This window comes from Nostoc sp. FACHB-152 (genome assembly GCF_014697475.1).
Lineage (GTDB): Bacteria > Cyanobacteriota > Cyanobacteriia > Cyanobacteriales > Nostocaceae > Nostoc_B.
Genome location: NZ_JACJRV010000061.1, coordinates 23,175 through 42,713, shown reverse-complemented (window position 1 = coordinate 42,713; position 19,539 = coordinate 23,175). Strand labels below are relative to the sequence as shown.

Annotated in this window: 11 protein-coding genes; 7 read left to right on the top strand and 4 right to left on the bottom strand. The window is 41.6% G+C overall.

Translation table 11 applies throughout. The features are described from left to right. Both H6G76_RS27275 and H6G76_RS27270 read left to right on the top strand, forming a co-directional pair. A partial coding sequence (locus H6G76_RS27275; RefSeq protein ID WP_190708168.1) for an AAA-like domain-containing protein occupies positions 1–666 on the top strand: 666 nt, incomplete at its 5' end. Between the two features lie 581 nt (positions 667–1,247). Further along, complete coding sequence (locus tag H6G76_RS27270) at positions 1,248–4,775, top strand: AAA-like domain-containing protein (RefSeq protein WP_190708166.1); 3,528 nt, start codon at positions 1,248–1,250, stop codon at positions 4,773–4,775. Positions 4,776–4,934: 159 nt separating this feature from the next. Here H6G76_RS27270 and H6G76_RS27265 read toward each other — a convergent pair whose 3' ends face one another. Together H6G76_RS27265 and H6G76_RS27260 are read right to left on the bottom strand one after the other, a co-directional pair. Beyond that, a complete protein-coding gene (locus tag H6G76_RS27265; RefSeq protein WP_190708164.1) occupies positions 4,935–6,746 on the bottom strand; it encodes a vanadium-dependent haloperoxidase in 1,812 nt (603 codons plus the stop codon). A 428-nt stretch (positions 6,747–7,174) separates the two neighbouring features. Next, on the bottom strand, positions 7,175–8,350 hold the full coding sequence (locus H6G76_RS27260; RefSeq protein WP_190708162.1) for a DNA double-strand break repair nuclease NurA: 1,176 nt from the start codon (positions 8,348–8,350) through the stop codon (positions 7,175–7,177). A 174-nt stretch (positions 8,351–8,524) separates the two neighbouring features. On the opposite strand from H6G76_RS27260, the gene H6G76_RS27255 reads away from it, so the two are divergent. Then, the gene (locus H6G76_RS27255) at positions 8,525–8,692 is read left to right on the top strand and encodes a hypothetical protein (RefSeq protein ID WP_190708160.1); all 168 of its coding nucleotides are present in this window, start codon (positions 8,525–8,527) and stop codon (positions 8,690–8,692) included. Between the two features lie 121 nt (positions 8,693–8,813). Here the strand turns inward: H6G76_RS27255 and H6G76_RS27250 are convergent, their stop codons facing one another. Further along, positions 8,814–9,599 (bottom strand): HAD family hydrolase, encoded by a 786-nt coding sequence (locus H6G76_RS27250; protein WP_190708158.1) that lies wholly within the window; start codon positions 9,597–9,599, stop codon positions 8,814–8,816. 317 nt (positions 9,600–9,916) lie between these two features. Between H6G76_RS27250 and H6G76_RS27245 the strand changes: the two genes are divergently transcribed. From H6G76_RS27245 to H6G76_RS27230, 4 genes are all read left to right on the top strand, one after another. Further along, a complete protein-coding gene (locus H6G76_RS27245; protein ID WP_190708156.1) occupies positions 9,917–11,134 on the top strand; it encodes a sigma-70 family RNA polymerase sigma factor in 1,218 nt (405 codons plus the stop codon). Positions 11,135–11,136: 2 nt separating this feature from the next. Then, positions 11,137–12,273, top strand: coding sequence for a DUF1822 family protein (locus H6G76_RS27240; RefSeq protein WP_190708154.1), 1,137 nt, complete (start codon positions 11,137–11,139; stop codon positions 12,271–12,273). Positions 12,274–12,399: 126 nt separating this feature from the next. Beyond that, on the top strand, positions 12,400–14,739 hold the full coding sequence (locus H6G76_RS27235; RefSeq protein WP_190708152.1) for a CHASE2 domain-containing protein: 2,340 nt from the start codon (positions 12,400–12,402) through the stop codon (positions 14,737–14,739). A 71-nt stretch (positions 14,740–14,810) separates the two neighbouring features. Further along, on the top strand, positions 14,811–15,545 hold the full coding sequence (locus H6G76_RS27230; protein WP_190708150.1) for a DUF928 domain-containing protein: 735 nt from the start codon (positions 14,811–14,813) through the stop codon (positions 15,543–15,545). On the opposite strand, the gene H6G76_RS27225 is transcribed toward H6G76_RS27230, so the two are convergent. Beyond that, a complete protein-coding gene (locus tag H6G76_RS27225; RefSeq protein ID WP_190708147.1) occupies positions 15,542–19,510 on the bottom strand; it encodes an AAA-like domain-containing protein in 3,969 nt (1,322 codons plus the stop codon). The genes H6G76_RS27230 and H6G76_RS27225 overlap by 4 nt on opposite strands. Between the last annotated feature and the right edge of the window lie 29 nt (positions 19,511–19,539).

Below are 19,539 nucleotides of genomic sequence, written 5' to 3'. Positions count from 1 at the left end.
CAAAACTATATTATTAAACAGTGCCAGACTCCTTTAGTTTTGGTGTTGAGCGATATTGATCGCTTTTTTAAATATCCCCACATTGCTCATGATTTTTTTGTCTTATTGCGTTCTTGGTGCGAAGAAGCACGACAAAATCATAATTGGCAGAAACTAAGACTCGTATTAGTTTACTCTACAGAGCAGTATATTTCTTTAGATATTAACCAATCTCCATTTAATATTGGGCTACCTATCCGTCTGCCTGAATTTACCCAGCAACAGGTAGAAGAATTAGCTAGAAAATATGGGTTCAGGTGGACGGTAGGCAAAGAATCAGCGCGTTTGATGTCTTTAGTTGGTGGACATCCGGCACTGATTCAACTAGCATTTTATTATTTGAGTTCTGGGACTATAACTTTAACAGAACTGATCCAAGACGCGATCGCCAATGGCGGTATTTACCGCCATCATTTACAGCAACACTGGGCAAAATTGCAAACTAATCTTAGTCTAGTCAAGATATATACTGAGCTTGTTAATAGCCAACAAAGTTTGCTGCTTGACCCGATGGATGCTTATAAACTGGAAAGTTTAGGATTAATTTCCTTTGAAGGCGATCGCATTCTACCACGTTGTGAACTCTACCGTATTTATTTTAAAAAACAACTGTCTGCTATTGTTTAACCATATTCCACAAATAAGGATATTGAAATCCTAAAAACCTTTATTTAGGGAATAATGTTGCCTATAGCAGATGTTGAGAACTTCCTAAAATTTACGGCTGTATCTTATTGAATCAGACTTAGAGTGGATTTACTCTGCATCTGTTAACAATAGCTTCTCGCTTTTTTTAAGAAAATGCAAGGAAATTTAAGACATTTAAAAAGAAATTTAAGACACTTAAGAGAAAAATATCCTTGTATAGTAGTTGCTTTACTTAATAGCAATTAAATAACATTTAAAAACAAGTTAGCCCTCTTTAGATTTTACATTTTGGAGATAAAATGTAGAATCTAAAGAGGGCTGTACCCTTATATAGAGGATTTTAAATTTTTTATGCTCCTCTTGTGGCGGTAATTAAACTAAAAATAAGTTGATTATCCAAAATATCAAATAGCTATAGTCCCTAGAAAATACAAGATTGTTTGTGTACATACATAAACATCGAGTTTTACCGTCAAATATGCCCTGGTTGTTTACTACTAAATTTCTAGAAGCTGTTAATTATTTTGCTAATTGCTACTATTTAATATCAAAAAACTGATATGAAATACCAGGTTGGTGGTAGTCTCCCTAGTGATGATCCGAGCTATGTTATCCGTCAGGCGGACAAACAACTTTATGCTGGCCTCAAAGCTGGCGATTTTTGTTACGTCTTCAATTCTCGACAAATGGGAAAATCTTCTTTATTACATCGCACCAGCAATCTTCTGTCTAAAGAAGGTCATAGCTGTATTTATATCGATGTAACACGCTTGGGTAGTGAAGATACAACAATTGAACAATGGTACAAAGGGATCATTATTAGTCTTTTTTACAGCTTAAACTTGGCAGAGAAACTTAATTTTAAACAATGGTGGGAAATGCAGGTAGGCCTTTCGCCTGTACAAAAGTTAAATCAGTTTGTAGAAGAAGTGCTACTCTCACAACCAGAAAGTGAGCGTATATTTATATTTATTGATGAAATTGATAGTCTGTTAAGCTTAAGTTTTTCAGTCAGTGATTTTTTCGCTTGGATTCGTCATTGTTATAACCAAAGAGCGCACAACCCAAAATTTCAATGTTTAGGATTTGCAATGTTTGGGGTGGTGAGTCCATCCGACCTAATCACTGATAAGCGTCGCACCCCCTTTAACCTTGGTATGGCGATTGGGTTACATGGTTTTACAGTAGATGAAGGTCAACCATTACTTAAAGGTTTAGAAGAAGTAGTCTCTCAACCACAAGCAGTATTAGAGAACATTATTGACTGGACAGGTGGACAACCGTTTCTGACTCAAAAACTTTGTCAATTAGTTGTTCAAGCAGCATGGGAAACACCAACTGGGAAAATTGATTTACCTCCAGCCACAGCAGGATATTGGGTAGAACAACTAGTACAAAAGCAGATTATTCAACATTGGGAATCAAAAGATGAACCAGAACATCTTCGCACGATTCGCGATCGCCTTTTGTTCAACGAACAACGCGCCGGCAGGTTATTAGGAATTTATCAGCAGATATTACAATCCCAGGCGGGTGGATTACCTGTAGCGGTAGATGATTCTCAAGAACAAAAAGAACTATTGCTATCTGGTTTAGTGGAAAAACACAACGGTTATTTAAAAATTAAAAACCCTATTTATCGCCATGTATTTAATCACCAATGGGTAATTAAACAGTTAGACAATCTTCGTCCTTACTCTCAAGTCTTCAATGCTTGGATAGCATCTAATTATCAAGATGAGTCAAGATTACTGCGGGGACAAGCACTCAAAGATGCCCAGAATTGGTCAGTGGGCAAAAGTTTAAGCGATTTAGATTATCGCTTTCTCGCAGCCAGTCAAGAATACGAACAGCGCGAAATTCAAACAGCATTAGAAGCAGCACGATTACAAGCAGTAGAAGCCCGACTAGCACAAGAGAAAAAAACAGCAAAAGTGCAAAAATTGCTGCTGGTAGCAATGTGTCTTAAACTCATAGTTTTTATTAGTTTAGCAGTAGGAATTTACATTTTGTACCGCCAAGCCAGAGCCAGCGAAATTCAAGCCAAAAATAGTGAAATTCGCGCTTTGATCTCCTCTAGTGAAGGAATGTTTGCTTCAAATCGTAGGCTAGATGCACTAATAGAAGCCTTGAAAGCCAAATATCGACTCAAAAAATTAGCACAACCGAACCAAAATATTCAAAATCAGGCAGAGAATGTACTGCGGCAAGCGGTTTATGGTGCAGATGAATACAACCGTTTTTTGGGTCATACCGCAGCTGTGATGGCTGTAGATATTAGCCCTGACAATTCTCTAATTGCTTCTGCCAGTATGGATAGAACCATCAAACTTTGGCGACGTAATGGTCAAGAAGTTGCCACTCTTAAAGGTCATCAGGGAGCAGTTAGATCAGTTAAATTTAGTCCTGATGGTCAGATATTAGCTTCCGCGAGCGAGGATGGGACTATTAAACTCTGGAAGCGAGACGGCACTTTACTGAACACTTTTAAAGGTCACACTGCTTCTGTCTGGGGAGTTGCTTTTAGTCAGGATGGCCAATTTATCGCCTCGGCTAGTTGGGATGCAACAGTCAGGGTGTGGAAGCAAGATGGTACTTTACTCAACACCTTTGGCGGTTACAAAGCTGGGTTTTGGGGAGTTGCGTTTAGTCGGGATAATCAAACAGTTGCTGCTGCCAATCTAGACGGGACAGTAAAATTATGGCAACGGAACTCGACAGGTTGGGAGAACGCCAAACCTCTAAAACCTCTCAAGGGTCACACGGCTTGGGTTGTGGGAGTAGCTTTTAGCCCTGACGGACAGACACTAGCTTCAGCCAGTGAAGACAAAACTATCAAACTTTGGCGACGAGATAGGTTAAATGGCAGTTACCGCCTGGAGAGAACTCTTTCTGGTCATAGTGCAGGAGTTTCGGGAGTTGCTTTTAGTCCCGATGGTCAAACTATTGCCTCCACCAGTCTCGACAAAACAATTAAATTGTGGAACATTGATGGTACACAATTAAAAACCCTCAGAGGGCATAGTGCATCTGTTTGGGGAATTAGTTTTAGTCCAGACGGTAGTTTTATTGCTTCGGCTGGTGCAGAAAACCTTGTGAGAATCTGGGAGAGTCAAAATCCATTTCTCACAAGTGTAGTTGCCCATAATGGCGGTATTTGGTCGATCGCAATTACCTCCGACAGTTCCACTATCGCCACAGCCAGCCACGAAAATAATATTAAACTTTGGAGTCGCCAAGGTAAATTGTGGAAAACCTTCGACCAGGGTAAGAAGGGAATTATTGCAGTTTCATTTAGTGACGATGGCAAGTTAATCGCTCTTCCTGCTTACGATGATACAGTCACACTCAAGCGGCGAGATGGAACTAATGTTGCTAGTTACAAAACTACTCAAGGCAAAATTACAACAGCAGTGTTGAGTCCTGATGGTCAAGCGATCGCCATTGCTAACGTTGACAAAATTGCCCAAATATGGAAATTTAATCAGCCTGCACCGCAGATTCTCAAAGGCCATAAGGCGGAGGTTTGGCAAGTTGCCTTCAGTCCTAACGGTAAAATGGTGGCCTCTGCTAGTGCTGATAGTACGGCAAAACTGTGGACACTGGATGGTAAGTTGCTGACAACCCTTGTTGGACACAAGGCAGGAGTATGGAGAGTTACCTTCAGTGCCGACAATAAAATGGTAGCTACTGGCAGTGGCGATAATACAGTCAAGCTGTGGACTATTGATGGTAAACTGCTCAGAACTTTTAAAGGTCATACAGCAGCAGTTTGGGGCGTAGCTTTTAGCCCTGACAGTAAAATACTGGCTTCTGGTAGTGTGGACTCTACCATCAAGCTTTGGAAACTGGACGGTACGGAAATAACCACTCTCAACGGACATACCGCAGCGATTAGAAAGATTGATATTAGCCGTGATGGCACAATCCTGGCTTCTGGCGGTGATGACAACACACTGATTCTGTGGAACTTGCCGCGAATTCTGAATTTAGATTTACTGACTTATGGCTGTACTCTGGTGCGTGATTATTTAAGAACTAACCCAGCTTTAGAGAAAAGCGATCGCCGGATTTGCGATCGCCTTTAGAACTATCGTAGAACTCACACAGAAAAAATCAAGGGTTTGAGTAAGGGTGCAGGTATTGAAAACCCCTACACCATTTTCAAGGCAGGTTTAATACAGTACATTTCTCTAGCCTAAGCGCCCCTATCTACTTGTACAGCACCCAACTAAATAACGCTGTATTTAGACAGTAATCCTTGTACCGTCAAATTTGGTGAAAGTAAAACCTCCAAATTTTTCGTTGTAACCCAGCCTTTCATCTCTTAAAAGACTAATAGCAACCTCTTCACCCAAAGCCAAACCAGCCGCCCCATCAGTACGCCAATGGATACCACCATGACCGCGACCAATTGCATAGTTAGTTGCCAGCTTATTCAACTCACCACCAACAGTTAATTGTGAGCCACTATAGGGAATTAACTTTGTCGGGTCTTGGGGATCAGGTACAACTGGATTGGGGATGACATAATTCTCATCAAAGAAGGCCTTTAATAATGTGACATTAACACCTGCGATCGCCGCAGCACCACCAGTGTATGAAGAATGGAGAGGTGCGCCTTCTGGATAAGCTTGAGGTAGCAAATAAGTATTAAAAGTGCTGTATGTCCGCGCCAAAGCTTGAGAATTTAACAACTCAGGATGAATTGGATATTGAGTTTTATTCACAAGATTGTTATAAACTAGCCCACCAAAAGCTTCTGGGCGTAAAGTGCGGTGGACGTAAAACTTCTGCCAGTATGAAGCTCGGATAGCGCGAGATGTACCTAAGCTCAGTAAAGCTTGTAAATGTCCAACTGCAAACGTGGCAGCAGAACCAATTTGCGTTTTGGAATTAACATAAGGATTACCAGGATTCAGGGGTGCGCCAATTCCACCATCAGCAACAGGATCGCTCAAACTTACTGGCGCACCCAGAAGTAAAGAAGCTCCGTAATACAAAGCCCCACCAATATGAGCAAACTCGCCCAGGTCACGCACCGTTGATATATAGCGACGCTTGGGATCGTACTGAATTGATTTGCCAGAACTACCGCCATTTTGGACAGTCAGCCATTCTTTGAAATTCGTCAGAAAATCATTCCCAGGCAAAGCAGTCCGAATTACCGCCAAAATATATTGAGTTCCCCAAGGAATGTTCCGCAATAAAAATTGCGAAAGGTAAGGGCCGTCTAACACGCCTGGAGGAGTAACGTGTTTTGCTGTCTTACCTGAACGGTCAGCAGGATCAACGTAGCTAACACTACCGCGAAACAGCGTTTGCGGGGTAACACGACCATTTCTTTTTGGCCCATAAAATGCTGAAAGCTTGTTTAAATCTTCGACAGCTGCCAAAACTTTTGGCTCATCAGTGTTATTTTCCAGCTTGGACAGAGGCACATCACGCAGTAGGGCTTGCCAATAAAGTTCCACAGCTTCAGCTGCTCGTGCTGCACTAGCCAAAGCAGGTGGTGGTGGGACGGCAATTTGAGCAGCGTTGATGCCTTCTAAGCTAATTGCCAAAGGCCCTTGGGGGTTAACTAGCTTTCTTGTACCGCCCAAAATGATCTTTTCATAATCATCGGGGTTTTGGGTAGTTAATGCTTTGGTCAACGAGTTGTAAGCATTTAGGTTAACTTCACCCTTTTGGTCATGAGGTAATCCTCTACTGTCACTGCCAATTTTGTTAGAATAACGCTCCTCATCGCCGTTGGTTGGGTGTGGCGGAATCGGAAAACTCCGTTCTAGCCTTGCTGCATCAACACGTACTCTAGAGGCTTTTTCTACAAACCTGTCATAGTTGAACCTTCCAACAATATCTCTAGCTTGGACAATACCTTCTTTCTTCCAAGAAGAGACAGTCGAACCCATCACACCAGCAACTACACCAGTGGCAGTTAACATAGTGGTGCGATTGATAAAAGAACGTCTGCTGAAACGACCAATAAATGAACGGCGAGTGGAAGAATTTTTACTTTCACTCTGAGTTTGATTAGCAGAATCAGATTCAAATAACATCAAATTTTCTCCTTAGTTAAAAGGGCAATATGATACATCGCTACAAGTAATTTTCTGTAGACGTTGATTACCTATAGCGCATCATCAGGCGATGCGTTAGTGAAGTCTTTGTTGAAGCTCTTGCAAGCCACTTTTTATCTATGTAATTTATTAACTACTAAAAATCGATTGATTTACCGTAGTTAATGATTAAACTAGAATTTCTCACAAATCAGCCTGAAAAGCAATAGACAATTAAAAAAGGTCAAGAAGAAGGGTGTGGGGGGTTGGGTGTAGGGCAAGAAAGAGCATCGAACAACCAGTGGGTCGCAAGCCCCGCCTTGAAAAGGTGCTTGCGTTGGGAGGGGTCAGAATCCTCTTCCAACGCCGTCCCCACACCCCACACCCTACACCCTGTTAAACGCCTGCGCGGGTGACAAACCTTGATTTTAAGCAATACTTCCCCGTTTTCGTGCTTCTTTGTAAGAAGTACCGACATTTTTCAACCCAGCTTTAATCATTTGTTTTTCTAAAACAGCGAAGAAACGCGCTTTATCGCCACCTCTGACTACAGCTTGATTATGCGCTTCGGCGATCGCCACTGGGTAGCCATATCCTTTTTGTACTTGCGCCAGCATCAAACCTAAAGCCTCATCAAACATTGCCTGATTCTCTACAACCCAAGCTGGAACTTCAATTCGGGCAATTTCTGTCCCAACGTGGACATAGCAAAAATAAATATTTTGTCCTTCGTAAAACTCTAATATCCGCGCATTACTCCGCCACAAAGGGCCACGTTGTCCTGGTTGGAGTTGCGTTGACCACAGGGATGTATCTCGTAAAGGTTCAAATACTTTGCAAGGAACTTTTTCTAACTGGTTTGGGCAATAACTGACACAATCGGGTACTGTATGCGGACAAGCCATCAAGCGCAAAAAGTTGATACCTTCAACGTTACGCGACGCGCTAAGATAACCCATCAATGGAATTCCAGCTTCCCGCAACTGCTGCCAAGCTTGCAAAATCGGCGTTAAGATGCGATCGCGTGCATCTAGCGGTAACTGTTCTAAAAACCAATAAACTAACGAACCATCCACCATTGCGAGGTTTGGCCCTTCTCCCTTAGACGCACAAGCTAATTCTGCCAATACTGTTGTTTCACTAGAAGTGCGGCAAAAACTCATCCATTCTTCAGTTCTAATACCCCACTGCCGAGATACATATAAATCTTCAGGACGGTAAAATACTTCTGGCAAACTATCAAGCAGTGGGTGACGGTTTTGACCGTAGTGTAAAACGACTCTACCGATATTTAACAGATAGCAGTAAGCAATTTCGTGGTGACTGGGGGCAATTTGCGAACCGTCGGTGGCAATCACAGTATGCACCTTGGGCGGCACAGGAATATCTACGCGGGTTTCTAATGGTTCAATTGGGGTAGCATTAGCAAACAGAATGCGATCGCGCCATTTCTCTTGCAGTTCAATTAAATCGTGCTGACGTTCGTAAGCGTTTATTAAATGTTGTTGCGCTAATTCTAAACGCTGGCGACCAGCAACAGCTTCTTGTGATAGATGCTGACTTAAACCCTGCATTTGTCGCGCTAATTTTGTTAGGTCAAGCATAGATTTTTAACCGAAGCCTTTAATTAATAAAGCATAAAATATAATTCTAGACATAATTTATTAGTCAATTGACCATAAAATGTTACCTAGTACCTGTTAGCTCTCAGTAAAATCTAGTTTTTCAAAACAGTTTAGGCTGTCTTTTTTTCTTCCAAAAATTATGAGAATTGTTCAATGGTTAGAGAATATTCACCCCAAACACAATTCAATTCGCCTCTAGAAAATCTGCCCCCGCTTCAAAGTGGCGATCGCCTGACTCGCTCTCAAGTATTTCCAGGATTGTGGTTAGAGGTAGAAGCGTTACTAAACAATCAGATGGCGTGGGTGTTGGAGGTGTTGTAATTGGGGTTAAATTCCCCTGAACATAGGAATTTTATCGAGCAATTGGCGAAGAGATAAATGTGCGATCGCTATCAACCAGACAATAATATAGAGACGCAAAATTTGCGTCTCTACAATTTTTTTACAACCAATCTGAGAAGCTTTTTGCAAACTGAGACAGCGATAATAGCCCAATTCGCTGATCATCTTGGGCAGATTTTCTTTCTGGTTGCGTATTATAGCCCCAATCTGCTAAGAAAAGTTTTACATCTTCTAGGTCGGCTTGCTGTTGGACTAATTTCAAGGTTTTGATTCTGTCTTCCACAAACCATAAACTAACTGGCTGTTGATTTGCAGACTGAATTAACTCCCGCAAAATTTCGTATTTGGGGCGTTTAACTTCTTTGCCAAAAATCGCCTCTGGGGGTAAATTTACTCCTTCTTGCTGCAACAACTGCTGCACAAAACGAGCTTCTTTAGTGGTGATGATGAATAGCTGAATTTCACTGACAAGGGTCAATTTGATTTTTTCGATGACACCTGGATAAAATTTGTGCAGACTTAGCCAGCCTTGTAAGTCGGTAGCAATCCATTCATCCCGCAAATGGTCGAGTTTGGTAGCAATTTCTCTAGCCTGTAACTTGTCTTCTAATAGAATTTGTGGAGTGATTTTTGTCCATTCTTGCAGAATTTGTTCATCGGAAATTCCAGCTAACAAAGCCTTAATTAAAACAGGCATTTCCCAGCCTGTTTCAATTACAGGTCGGAGGCGATAGAATCTCAAAGCTAAGTCATCTGGTGGAGTATCGTCAGCAGGCGACCAAATTTTACAGTAAGTGCGCCATGCTACCTCAAAATATTCAATTAGTCCATCACAGATCACTCCATCAAAGTCTAAGGCTAAAATTGTAGGACTAGTTGCGGTCATTTTTTTTGAGGATGAAAACTGCTTTTGCCAGCTTACCTAAATATTTTAAATTGTGCAGTAACTTTTGTTAGTGTTTTTACCGCGTTTGTCGTTTTAGAGACAGCCTCTAAAGAAATTTAACCAAAGCGAAGTCACTCAAAACCTTATACAGCAGCAATTACCGCTACTCTCTATTAATCCCATCGACCCCTGGTAATAGCGTTTGACTTTCAGTTTGATACAAATAGACCGCAAGGGAGCAGAGGAGAAATTATTGGTATCATTTATTTGGTGAAATGGTATAACTTTGCGTACCTCTGCGTTTAAATTTTAAATTTATGCGTCCTCGCCAAAATATTCTAGAAATATTTTCTACTTTCATCCAATTTGAAGACGATCGCTTTAAATGTTGGATATATGATGCCAAACTACGGCGCAGTATCCAAAATTGCTGGTCACAGATATTAGAAACGAAAAACTCAGAAAATTTTTGGGCAACTTACTGGCATAAACATTGGCAAAATCAGCCTAACTTTCTGGCGGAAGCACATCTATCGGCTTATCTGCAAGAAACTTGTTATTGGTCAACACAAAGAACCATTCCTCAGATTCCTAGTGTACAGTGTACCTTGTCTGACTGTTTTCAAATTGCGATCGCAGAATTACCAAAAATCCTGAAAGCTTGCGATCCTGACCAAAAAGCCAGCTTAAAAAGCTACAGCAATGTGGCTTTTGGTAATATAATTCGTGATGCTTTACGTCAAAAACAAGAAATAGATTTTTGTAATGATTGGGCATTGTTACTAAAATTAAGCCGTAAGCGACTACAGGAATCTTTACAAAATGCTGGGCTAACAGATGAAACTATTGCTTGTTACTTGTTAGCTTGGAAATGTTTTGTCGATGGTTACATTCTGGGCAAATCGCCAGGAGTGCGTAAGTTGCAAAGACCCGACCAAGATACATGGGAAAAAATTGCTCAACTCTACAACTGCGATCGCTTAACACAACTTAACTCCCCAGGCACAGAATCCAACGCCCAAGCTATAGAAAAATGGCTATTGTCATCTGCAAAATACGCACGTTCTTATTTATATCCTGTGGTTTCTTCACTCAATGTTCCTAAAACAGGTCAAGTAGATAGTGAATTACAAGATGATTTACCCGACACTACTCTAAATGAATCTTTATTAGCAGATTTAATTGCCCAAGAAGAAGCCGAAACTCACAAAAATCAACAACAAGAAATCCAGAATTTATTAATTACTACGTTGGAAAAACTGCCTCTCCAATCACAACAATTGCTGCAATTGTACTATCAAAAAGGACTGACTCAACAACAAATTGCTAAACAGCAGCAAATCCAGCAATATCAAGTATCGCGGCAATTGGCGAAAACTAGAGAAACATTATTACTAGCGATCACCAAATGGAGTCAAGAAACAATGCATATTTCTCCGACTTCCAACGTGGTTAAACATATTAGTGCAATATTAGAGGAATGGTTACAGAATTATTTCACTAATTTAGAACCTCATTCCTCAAAGGAGCTGTAACTATGTCATCATTCTGTGTTCCGCCAACTCAACTGTGGTTGGATGTATCTCCTGAAATTCAAAATCAATCTTGGCAGCAAAGCCAGTCTAGCGTGAGTCCCCGTGGTCGTTGGAATGTTTTTCTTAATCAAGTATGTGTCAGTACTTTTCTGCCTTGGTTGCAAACAGAATATGTACCAGAAGCTACTATTGAGACATTACCTATAACTTGGGAATTTGTTAATGGTACTGCTATAAATATCGATACAAAACGCTTGATTTTAATTCCAGATAAAAGCTTAGAAACGAGAGAATTTTCTGTACCCCAAGAATGGATAGATATTCCTCAATGGGCAGGAGATTATTACTTAGCAGTACAAGTTAATCCCGATGGTGAGTGGATGAGAATTTGGGGCTATACTACCCACGAGCAATTAAAAAATCAAGGTAGTTACAATTCCCAAGAACGGACTTACTCTTTAGATGCTACTCAAATGATTGAAGATTTAAATGTGCTTTGGGTAGTACGTCAACTATATCCTGAAGAACAAACACGAACAGCACTAGCTTCTTTGCCAGTTTTATCAGCTGCTCAAATAGAAAATCTCTGGCAAAGATTAACAAGTCCTACAATTACTAATCCTCGCCTAGAATTGCCCTTTGAAATCTGGGGAGCCTTGTTAAACAGAGAAGACTGGCCACAAAGGTTTACACAAAAGACACCACTTGTCAACTTGCGTCAGTGGTTTCAAAATATAATTGCAGATAACTGGCAAACCATAGAAAGTTTCTTGGGTACACAGCCAGATTTCGCTTTTAGCTTTCGTCAGGTTGCTGATGCAGCAGAGCAATCAATCCAACGAGTTAAGGAAATTCAGTTACCAAATCAAGCTGTAGTTTTAATGTTGACCTTGACAGCAGAATTAGATGGGAGAGTAGGAATTCGTGTTCAACTATATAATAAAGAACGCGATTTCTATCTACCTAGAAATATTAGTTTGGCATTAATTTCTGCGGCTGGAGAAATTGTCCAATCAGTACAAGCCAGGGAAACAGATAACTCAATTCAACTCAAACGCTTTAAATGTCCGCAAAATACACGGTTTAGTCTTCAGGTTGTTTTAGATGATTTCAATTTTATGGAGGAGTTTGAAAGTTAATAATTGGGTATTGTTTCACGCAGAGACGCAGAGACGCGGAGGAGATAAGGAGTTTGGTGTTGCTCAAGTAAAATATGAAATACTCTCCTCAACTCTTATTCTCTGCGCCTCTGCGTGAGATAAATTATGAGTAAACTGATCGTCCTCAACTTAGGAAAAGGAAACTTACAGCAAGGCTTTCCCACGGTCATTGCTCAACTTTGGCAAACGGATACTCCTACTCCTATGCAGTTTACAGGTGGATTACCTGCTGCACCACAATTGGAGCATCTTTATCAACGTTGGCAACAAATGTATATAACTTTGTATGCTAGTTTGGGCTGGCGTAGTGGTAACATTGCAGACTTTGAAATTGATGAAGAAGATATTACCCATATTTCTCAAGCGGAGTTTGACCATCTCTGCCAAGAATTACAAGACAGTCTAAATATATGGCTGAATAGTCCACTATTTCTGAATATTGACCGCAAGCTACGTACCCAACTCTCACCAAAAGAAGAAATTCGTTGCATAATTACTGCTGAATCTGAGCAGGTTTTAAAGCTTCCTTGGTGTCTGTGGCATTTTTTTAGTGATTACCCACAAGCTGAAATTGCCCTGAGTCCACCAGAATATGCGCGTTCTGTGAAGACGAATTCTAAAAAGAGTAAAGGTAAAGTCAGAATATTAGCAATTTTAGGCGATCGCCACGGCATTGATATCGAAAAAGACCAAAATTTGCTCCGACAATTACCTAATGTTGAACTCAAGTTTTTAGTTGAAGCCAACCGTTCACAACTTACAGAACATTTATGGGAATCAGGTTGGGACATTCTTTTTTTTGCTGGACATAGTTCCAGTCAAGGAAAAGGGCGAATTTTCCTAAATTCTGGGGAAAGTTTAACTATTGACCAATTAAAGTATGGTTTACAAAAGGCGATCGCTCAAGGTTTACAGTTGGCAATTTTTAACTCTTGTGATGGTTTGGGATTAGCCCAAGATTTAGCCGATTTACATTTACCCCAGGTAATTGTCATGCGCGAACCCGTACCAGACCGGGTAGCGCAGGAATTTTTGAAGTACTTTTTAGCACTTTTTTCTCAAGGCAAAACTTTATATGCAGCCGTCAGGGAGGCAAGAGAAAGATTACAATCTCTAGAACATGATTTTCCCTGCGCTACTTGGCTACCTGTGATTTGCCAAAATCCAGCCGAAATTCCCCCTAATTGGCAAGATTTCTGCGGTGGTCGGTTGAGTTTACAGCTACCGCGTCCTAATTTCAGGCAATTACCAGCAGTTTTTTTAACTAGCTTCAGCGTGACTTTTATTATTGTATTAATCAGGTTATTGGGTGGACTGCAACCGCTAGAATTAGAAGCTTTCGACCAGTTAATGCGACTGCGACCCAAAGAACAGCCAGACTCGCGGTTGTTAGTAATAACTATTACTGACCAAGATATTCAAGCACAGGGAAATGAACCTCGCCAAGGTTCCTTATCTGACAAATCTCTGAATCTGCTTCTAGCGAAACTAGAACAATATCAGCCAGCAGCGATTGGTCTAGATATATACCGAGATTTTTCTGTAAATGCCAAATACCCAGAACTAGCCAAGCGGATGCAAAAAAGCGATCGCTTTTTTGCAATTTGTAAACGTCCTGACCCGAAATACGACCCTACAGGTATTTCACCTCCACCGGAAATACCAGAAACAAGGCTAGGTTTTAGCGATTTTGTTGAAGATAACGATGGTGTACTCCGTCGCCATTTGTTGGCGATGACTCCTAACCCGATTTCGTCAAGTTGTACTGCGGCTTCTGCTTTTAGTGTGCAGTTAGCATTTATTTATTTAAAACAGCAGGGAATTACAGCTAAATTTAACCAAAATTGGGATTTGCAACTGGGAAATAAAACTTTTCCCCGATTACAAAATCGCACTGGCGGTTATCAGTCTATAGATGACCAAGGTAGCCAGATTTTACTAAATTATCGTTTTTCGCCTTCCGTAGAAGCGATCGCACCTCAAGTTTCCCTCAGCCAAGTCTTGAACGGACAAATTAACCCCAATGCCCTAAAAAACCGGATTATTTTGATTGGTGTCACCAGTAATAGTAGTAGCGATTACTGGTATACACCAGATGGAAAAAACCCTTCAGAAATAGTTCCAGGCGTAATTATTCAAGCACAGATGGTCAGCGAAATCATTAGTGCTGCTTTAGACCAAAGACCTTTGCTATGGGTTTGGAAACAATGGGCTGATATTTGCTGGGTTTGGGGTTGGTCGTTGACAGGTAGTTTACTAGCTTGGTATCTTCGCAAACCAGCTTTTATCAGTATTGCTGTAACCATAACATCTGTAACCCTATTTGGACTTTGCGCGATTCTGTTGACTCAAGGCGGGTGGATACCTTTAGTACCACCGATGATTGGTTTACTACTTAGTAGTACTGTATTTTTAGTAGTTTGCATAAAATTACAGAAACTATAGGTAAGGTAAGTGTAGTAATAACTTAGCTATAAAAATTCAGAATTCTGAATCCTTACTAATTAATTATTCTTATGAAAAAGGTACTTCACACTACTACCCTAGTATCTGCGCTTACCTTGAGTATTTTAAATCCTGCTAATAATTGGGATGTACAAGCTCAAACCTTAACATCTACAAACAAAATTACATATGTTGCACCAAAAGTAGAAGAAAAGCCAGGAGAACCCACAGGAAGACGTAGAGGTGGAGGTAGTCGCGGTTCCTGCAAACAGTATGAAACTCTGACAGCTTTAGTACCTATAACTAAGACAGAAAATAAGCAATTAGTCTGGGGACAATCAGCATCTCAAACCCCAACGTTTTGGTTTCTTGTACCTGATAAATTAACACCCAAACTCCCTGTTGAGTTTGTCATTCAAGACGAAGCAGATAATTACATTTATCATACAAAATTTAATCCGCCAGAAACCGAAGCAGGAATTTTCAGGCTACCTGTACAACCGACAAAACCTTTATTAGCTGGTAAATCGTACCGTTGGACTTTTTCGATTTATTGCGATCCTGACAAGCCATCTAATGCTGTTTATGTTCAAGGTTCAATGACACAAGTGGCTCTGAATTCATCATCGCAACAACAACTTGCAGCCGCTAAAACACCATTAGAAAAAGCTATTTTTTTTGCTGAACATGGTATTTGGTATGATGCTTTGACCAGTTTAGGAGAAAATTTGCAAAATCCTAAAAACAAAGATCCAAAAATTTTATCAGCTTGGAGCGAGCTACTCAAACAAGTTAATTTAGACTAGTTTATAGAAAATAGCGGGAAGCTGAAAACGACACGGGACGCTTTAGCATCCACCTGACAAAGAGATTGACGATCGCGCATATCTAGATGTGTTTGTAAATAATCGCGTATCCAGATACAACCAGAGTGCAATATCTGGTTACTATCCAAGACGCGATCAAGTTGCCAGAGAATCACCACATCATCTAATCCAGCAGATGCTAGTAATGCTCCGTGGTTCTGGGTAGCGGGGTAAAAAGCAACATCCAATGCTCGTTCTTCATGTCCTTCCAGAGTTTTGAGCAGGGTGCCATCCAGTTTCCAGAGTTTGATGGTTTTGTCCCAACTGGCAGAAGCGATGACAGTACCCCAGGCGGCAGGAAGTCCTGAATTTGCGGGTATAAAGGTGACAGCATTGACGCGATCGCTGTGTCCTTTGAGTGTACGAATCAGTTTCCCATCCAGCGACCAGAGCTTGATTGTGTTGTCCTCACTGGCGGTTGCTAGCATCTGACTATCTGGACTAAAAGCAACATCCCAAATATTATCTTCATGCCCTGCCAATTTGAGTTGGGGTTCGGTGGAAAACTGCCTGTTGGCCTTTCGATGCCACAGGCGAATGATTTTATCCCGACCCGCAGCAGCTAGCCATCGGTTATCCGGACTAAAAGCAACGGCATTGAAGTCATCTTGACTTGGCTCTAGAGATTGAATCAACTTGCCATCACGATGCCACAGTTTTATCGTACCATCCCAGCTAGCGGAAGCGATTTCTGCGTCAGTAGGACTGAAGGCGACATCAAATGTAGTCTTGCTATGGGCATTAATCGTCTGCAATAGTTTGCCATCGCTGTTTCTCCATAGCGTTACCGAGCCATCATCATTGCCAGCAACAATGGTTTGTCCATCTGAACTCCTATCAACTGCCCAGACTTCTCCATACTGTGAGGGTAAAGTTTGCACAATCTGACCGTTGTTGTTCCAACGTTTAATCGTGCCGTCCGAGCCAGAAGAAATCACTGTTTTGCCATCGGGGGCAAACTTAACATTCCACACCGAGGCACGATGTCCCCGCAAGACGGTGACGAAATTGGCAGAGAGTCGCCAGACGCGCACCAGGTCATCTTCACCACCAGAAAATAGACGTTGACCATCAGGAGCGAAAGCCACTGCCAGGGTGCCGCTAGGATGACCAGTCAGAGTCCTGGTGACAGTACCATCCAGATTCCAAAGTTTAATTGTGTCATCCCAACTGCCAGAAGCGAGGGTTTGACCATTGGGGCTAAAGACTAGATTACCGACACTTTTATGGTGTTCGGAAGTGGTGTTGATCAGCGTGCCATCACTGCTCCACCAGAGGATATTGCCATACCAGTCGCCTGCTACCAAAATTTTGCCATCGGGGCTAAAAGCTACACTTACGAGGCGATTTTCACCTTTATCGGAGGCGATCGGGTTTTTTAAGGTGCGAATTTTTGTACCATCGAGATTCCAGAGTATTACTGTATTATCTCCACTCGCGCTCGCCAGCGATCGCCCATCAGGACTAAATGCCACTTCCCAGATAAATTGCTGATGCCCAGTCAATGTGCGAATTGGCTTTCCATCGATACTCCAGAGTTTGATGAGATTGTCGCGGCCTGCTGAGGCAATCAACTGTCCATCAGGACTAATGGCAACAGACATGACTCGCTGCTGATGCCCTTTGAGGATTTTTAACGGTTTGCCGTCTCGATTCCATATGCGTACCGTGTTATCGTCCATTGCTCCCACGAGAATTTGACCATCTGGACTAAATTTGACACTACGAGCCTTTTCAGGAATAGTGTGCAGCATAGTGCCATCAGTTCCCCAGAGAATAATGATGGATTTGTCATGGGTTGTGGCGATCCTTTGCCCGTTGGGACTAATCGCTATGCCACGCACTCTCCCTTTGTCTGCATTAAACCGATTCTGCTCAATTACCTGAAAAGCGGCACGGCGCAACTCTCGATCAACATCGGTGGTTAATTTAGTAGGCACTGCCGATAATTTACGCAACCTTGTCTGGGCTTTGATGGCAGTCACTAGGGCATCTAAGCGATTCCCAGAGGCAAACTGAGCTTCCGAGACGTTGGCGATCGCTTCAATTTCTCGGAGAGTGGCTTGATGTTTTTGAGCAAAAGCATACATTCCCAAAGAACTGGCGATGACAAAGGCAATACTAACAGTTCCTAGCAGCCACTTTTGCAAGTGACTGGCACGTTTTTCTTGTTGCAGTCGCTTTTCAACTTCTTGCAGTCGCCGGAATTCTTCTTTTCGTTTCACCTCATCTAAGTCGGTGCTGGTGCCAAACCACTTCACCACCTGTCCGCTGCCATCCTTGATGGGAATCGCCCGATTGAGAAACCAGCAATAGTTTCCCTCGACATCTTGTATTCTCAGTTGCACTTCATAGGGTGAGTTGGTTTCTAAGGAATATGCCCAAGCTGCAAGGCTATTGGAGCGATCATCGGGATGAACCATATCCAAGCGTTTCCAATCTGTCACCTCCGAAAGCGATCGCCCCAAAAAGCTACTTAAATGCTGGTTGGTATAAGAGAGCCTACCATCTGGCTCTACAATCCATACCATTTGGGGTATTGCTTCTGCTAGTTGCCGAAAGAACCGTTCGCTTTCTTGCTGCGCCTCAAATTGCCGCAGGATCTCTTGCTGTTCTGCATCCTGACTTGCTGCCAGAAATTGGTAATCTAGATCGCTGAGGCTTTTGTTTTGCGCCCACTTTTGGGCATCAATCAGGGCTTGTCCTCGTAAAATTCGGGATGTATCCTGTTTTTGAGAAGCAATCCAAGCTGATAGTGTTTCATAGTAGGGACATAGTTGATTTAATTGCGCCTCTACCCATTCCCGATTGAAAACTTCTTGATATATGCAATTGCGGATTTGCAGATATCCTTGATGTTTAACTACCAAACCAGAAAGCAGCAGTTCTACCTGTTCTCGACTATCGTCGGCTGCTACAGGAATCGCTTGTAAAAGTTGCTGATAGATACCGAGTAATCTACTAATGCGCTGAGTATTGTAAAGTAGGCGATTGCGAATTGTGCGTAAATGCTCTGGTTCGTCCTGAGATTCCCAATTTTTAATGATTTGCGATCGCACTAAACACTCTACCCAATCTGCTTCCTTACCTGGTGCAAGTTCCAAAGGGCTAGTTTTGCTGTCATACTGTTCCTTTGTGTTCACCACTAACTGACATAATTTTTGCGTTAAAAATGGCTGTCCATTAGTCCAGGCAATAATTTCTTTAAATACCGCTTGGGGACTGTTCGCAACTTGCTCTAATCCCACTACCAAGGGTTGCGCCTCTGCTAATGTAAACCCTTCTAAATTAATAGCAACACCGATATTAAACGGTGTTTTGAGTTTATTTTGAATTAAATCCGAGGGAGTTGCAACGCCAAATAAAGCAAAACCGAGTCGTTCATATTCAGGATTATGGACTCTTTGTTGATAACAAGACCGAATCCAGGCATAGAAATCATCTATACCAAAACTTAATTGCAGCAAACTATCAATTTCATCAATGAAAATCAAAATGCGATTGCTACTTAGATTTACTAGCAATATCTCTTCAATAAAATTGCTCAAGCGTTGTATGAGTGATAACTCAGTCTGTTCTTGCCACCAAGCTGCAAAATCGATTTTTTTAGCTAACCCGAAACTATGCAGCAAGCGCACAATTATCCCTTTATAAAATTGTGTCTGGGTAAGTTCTTGGCTGCGTATCTGCGTAATATCAATGTAAGCACAACTAAAGCCCTCATTTTGTAATTGTTGCTTGGTATGTACCAGCAGTGAAGACTTACCTATTTGGCGACAGTTGAATACATAGCAAAATTCCCCTGCTTTCAGGGCTGTATAAAGTTCAATGTCTGCTTGCCTAGTAACATAGTTGGGAGCATTAGCATTTAGACAACCACCAACTTTGTAAATACTTGTGTTCATGAGCGCAAATCATAATTTGCTGAACTTTG

Coding starts and splice junctions, on each gene's coding strand:
- H6G76_RS27245 (WP_190708156.1), top strand. CDS start 9,917: ATGCGTCCTCGCCAAAATATTCTAGAAATATTTTCTACTTTCATCCAA.
- H6G76_RS27260 (WP_190708162.1), bottom strand. CDS start 8,350: ATGCTTGACCTAACAAAATTAGCGCGACAAATGCAGGGTTTAAGTCAG.
- H6G76_RS27250 (WP_190708158.1), bottom strand. CDS start 9,599: ATGACCGCAACTAGTCCTACAATTTTAGCCTTAGACTTTGATGGAGTG.
- H6G76_RS27265 (WP_190708164.1), bottom strand. CDS start 6,746: ATGTTATTTGAATCTGATTCTGCTAATCAAACTCAGAGTGAAAGTAAA.
- H6G76_RS27240 (WP_190708154.1), top strand. CDS start 11,137: ATGTCATCATTCTGTGTTCCGCCAACTCAACTGTGGTTGGATGTATCT.
- H6G76_RS27230 (WP_190708150.1), top strand. CDS start 14,811: ATGAAAAAGGTACTTCACACTACTACCCTAGTATCTGCGCTTACCTTG.
- H6G76_RS27270 (WP_190708166.1), top strand. CDS start 1,248: ATGAAATACCAGGTTGGTGGTAGTCTCCCTAGTGATGATCCGAGCTAT.
- H6G76_RS27235 (WP_190708152.1), top strand. CDS start 12,400: ATGAGTAAACTGATCGTCCTCAACTTAGGAAAAGGAAACTTACAGCAA.
- H6G76_RS27225 (WP_190708147.1), bottom strand. CDS start 19,510: ATGAACACAAGTATTTACAAAGTTGGTGGTTGTCTAAATGCTAATGCT.
- H6G76_RS27255 (WP_190708160.1), top strand. CDS start 8,525: ATGGTTAGAGAATATTCACCCCAAACACAATTCAATTCGCCTCTAGAA.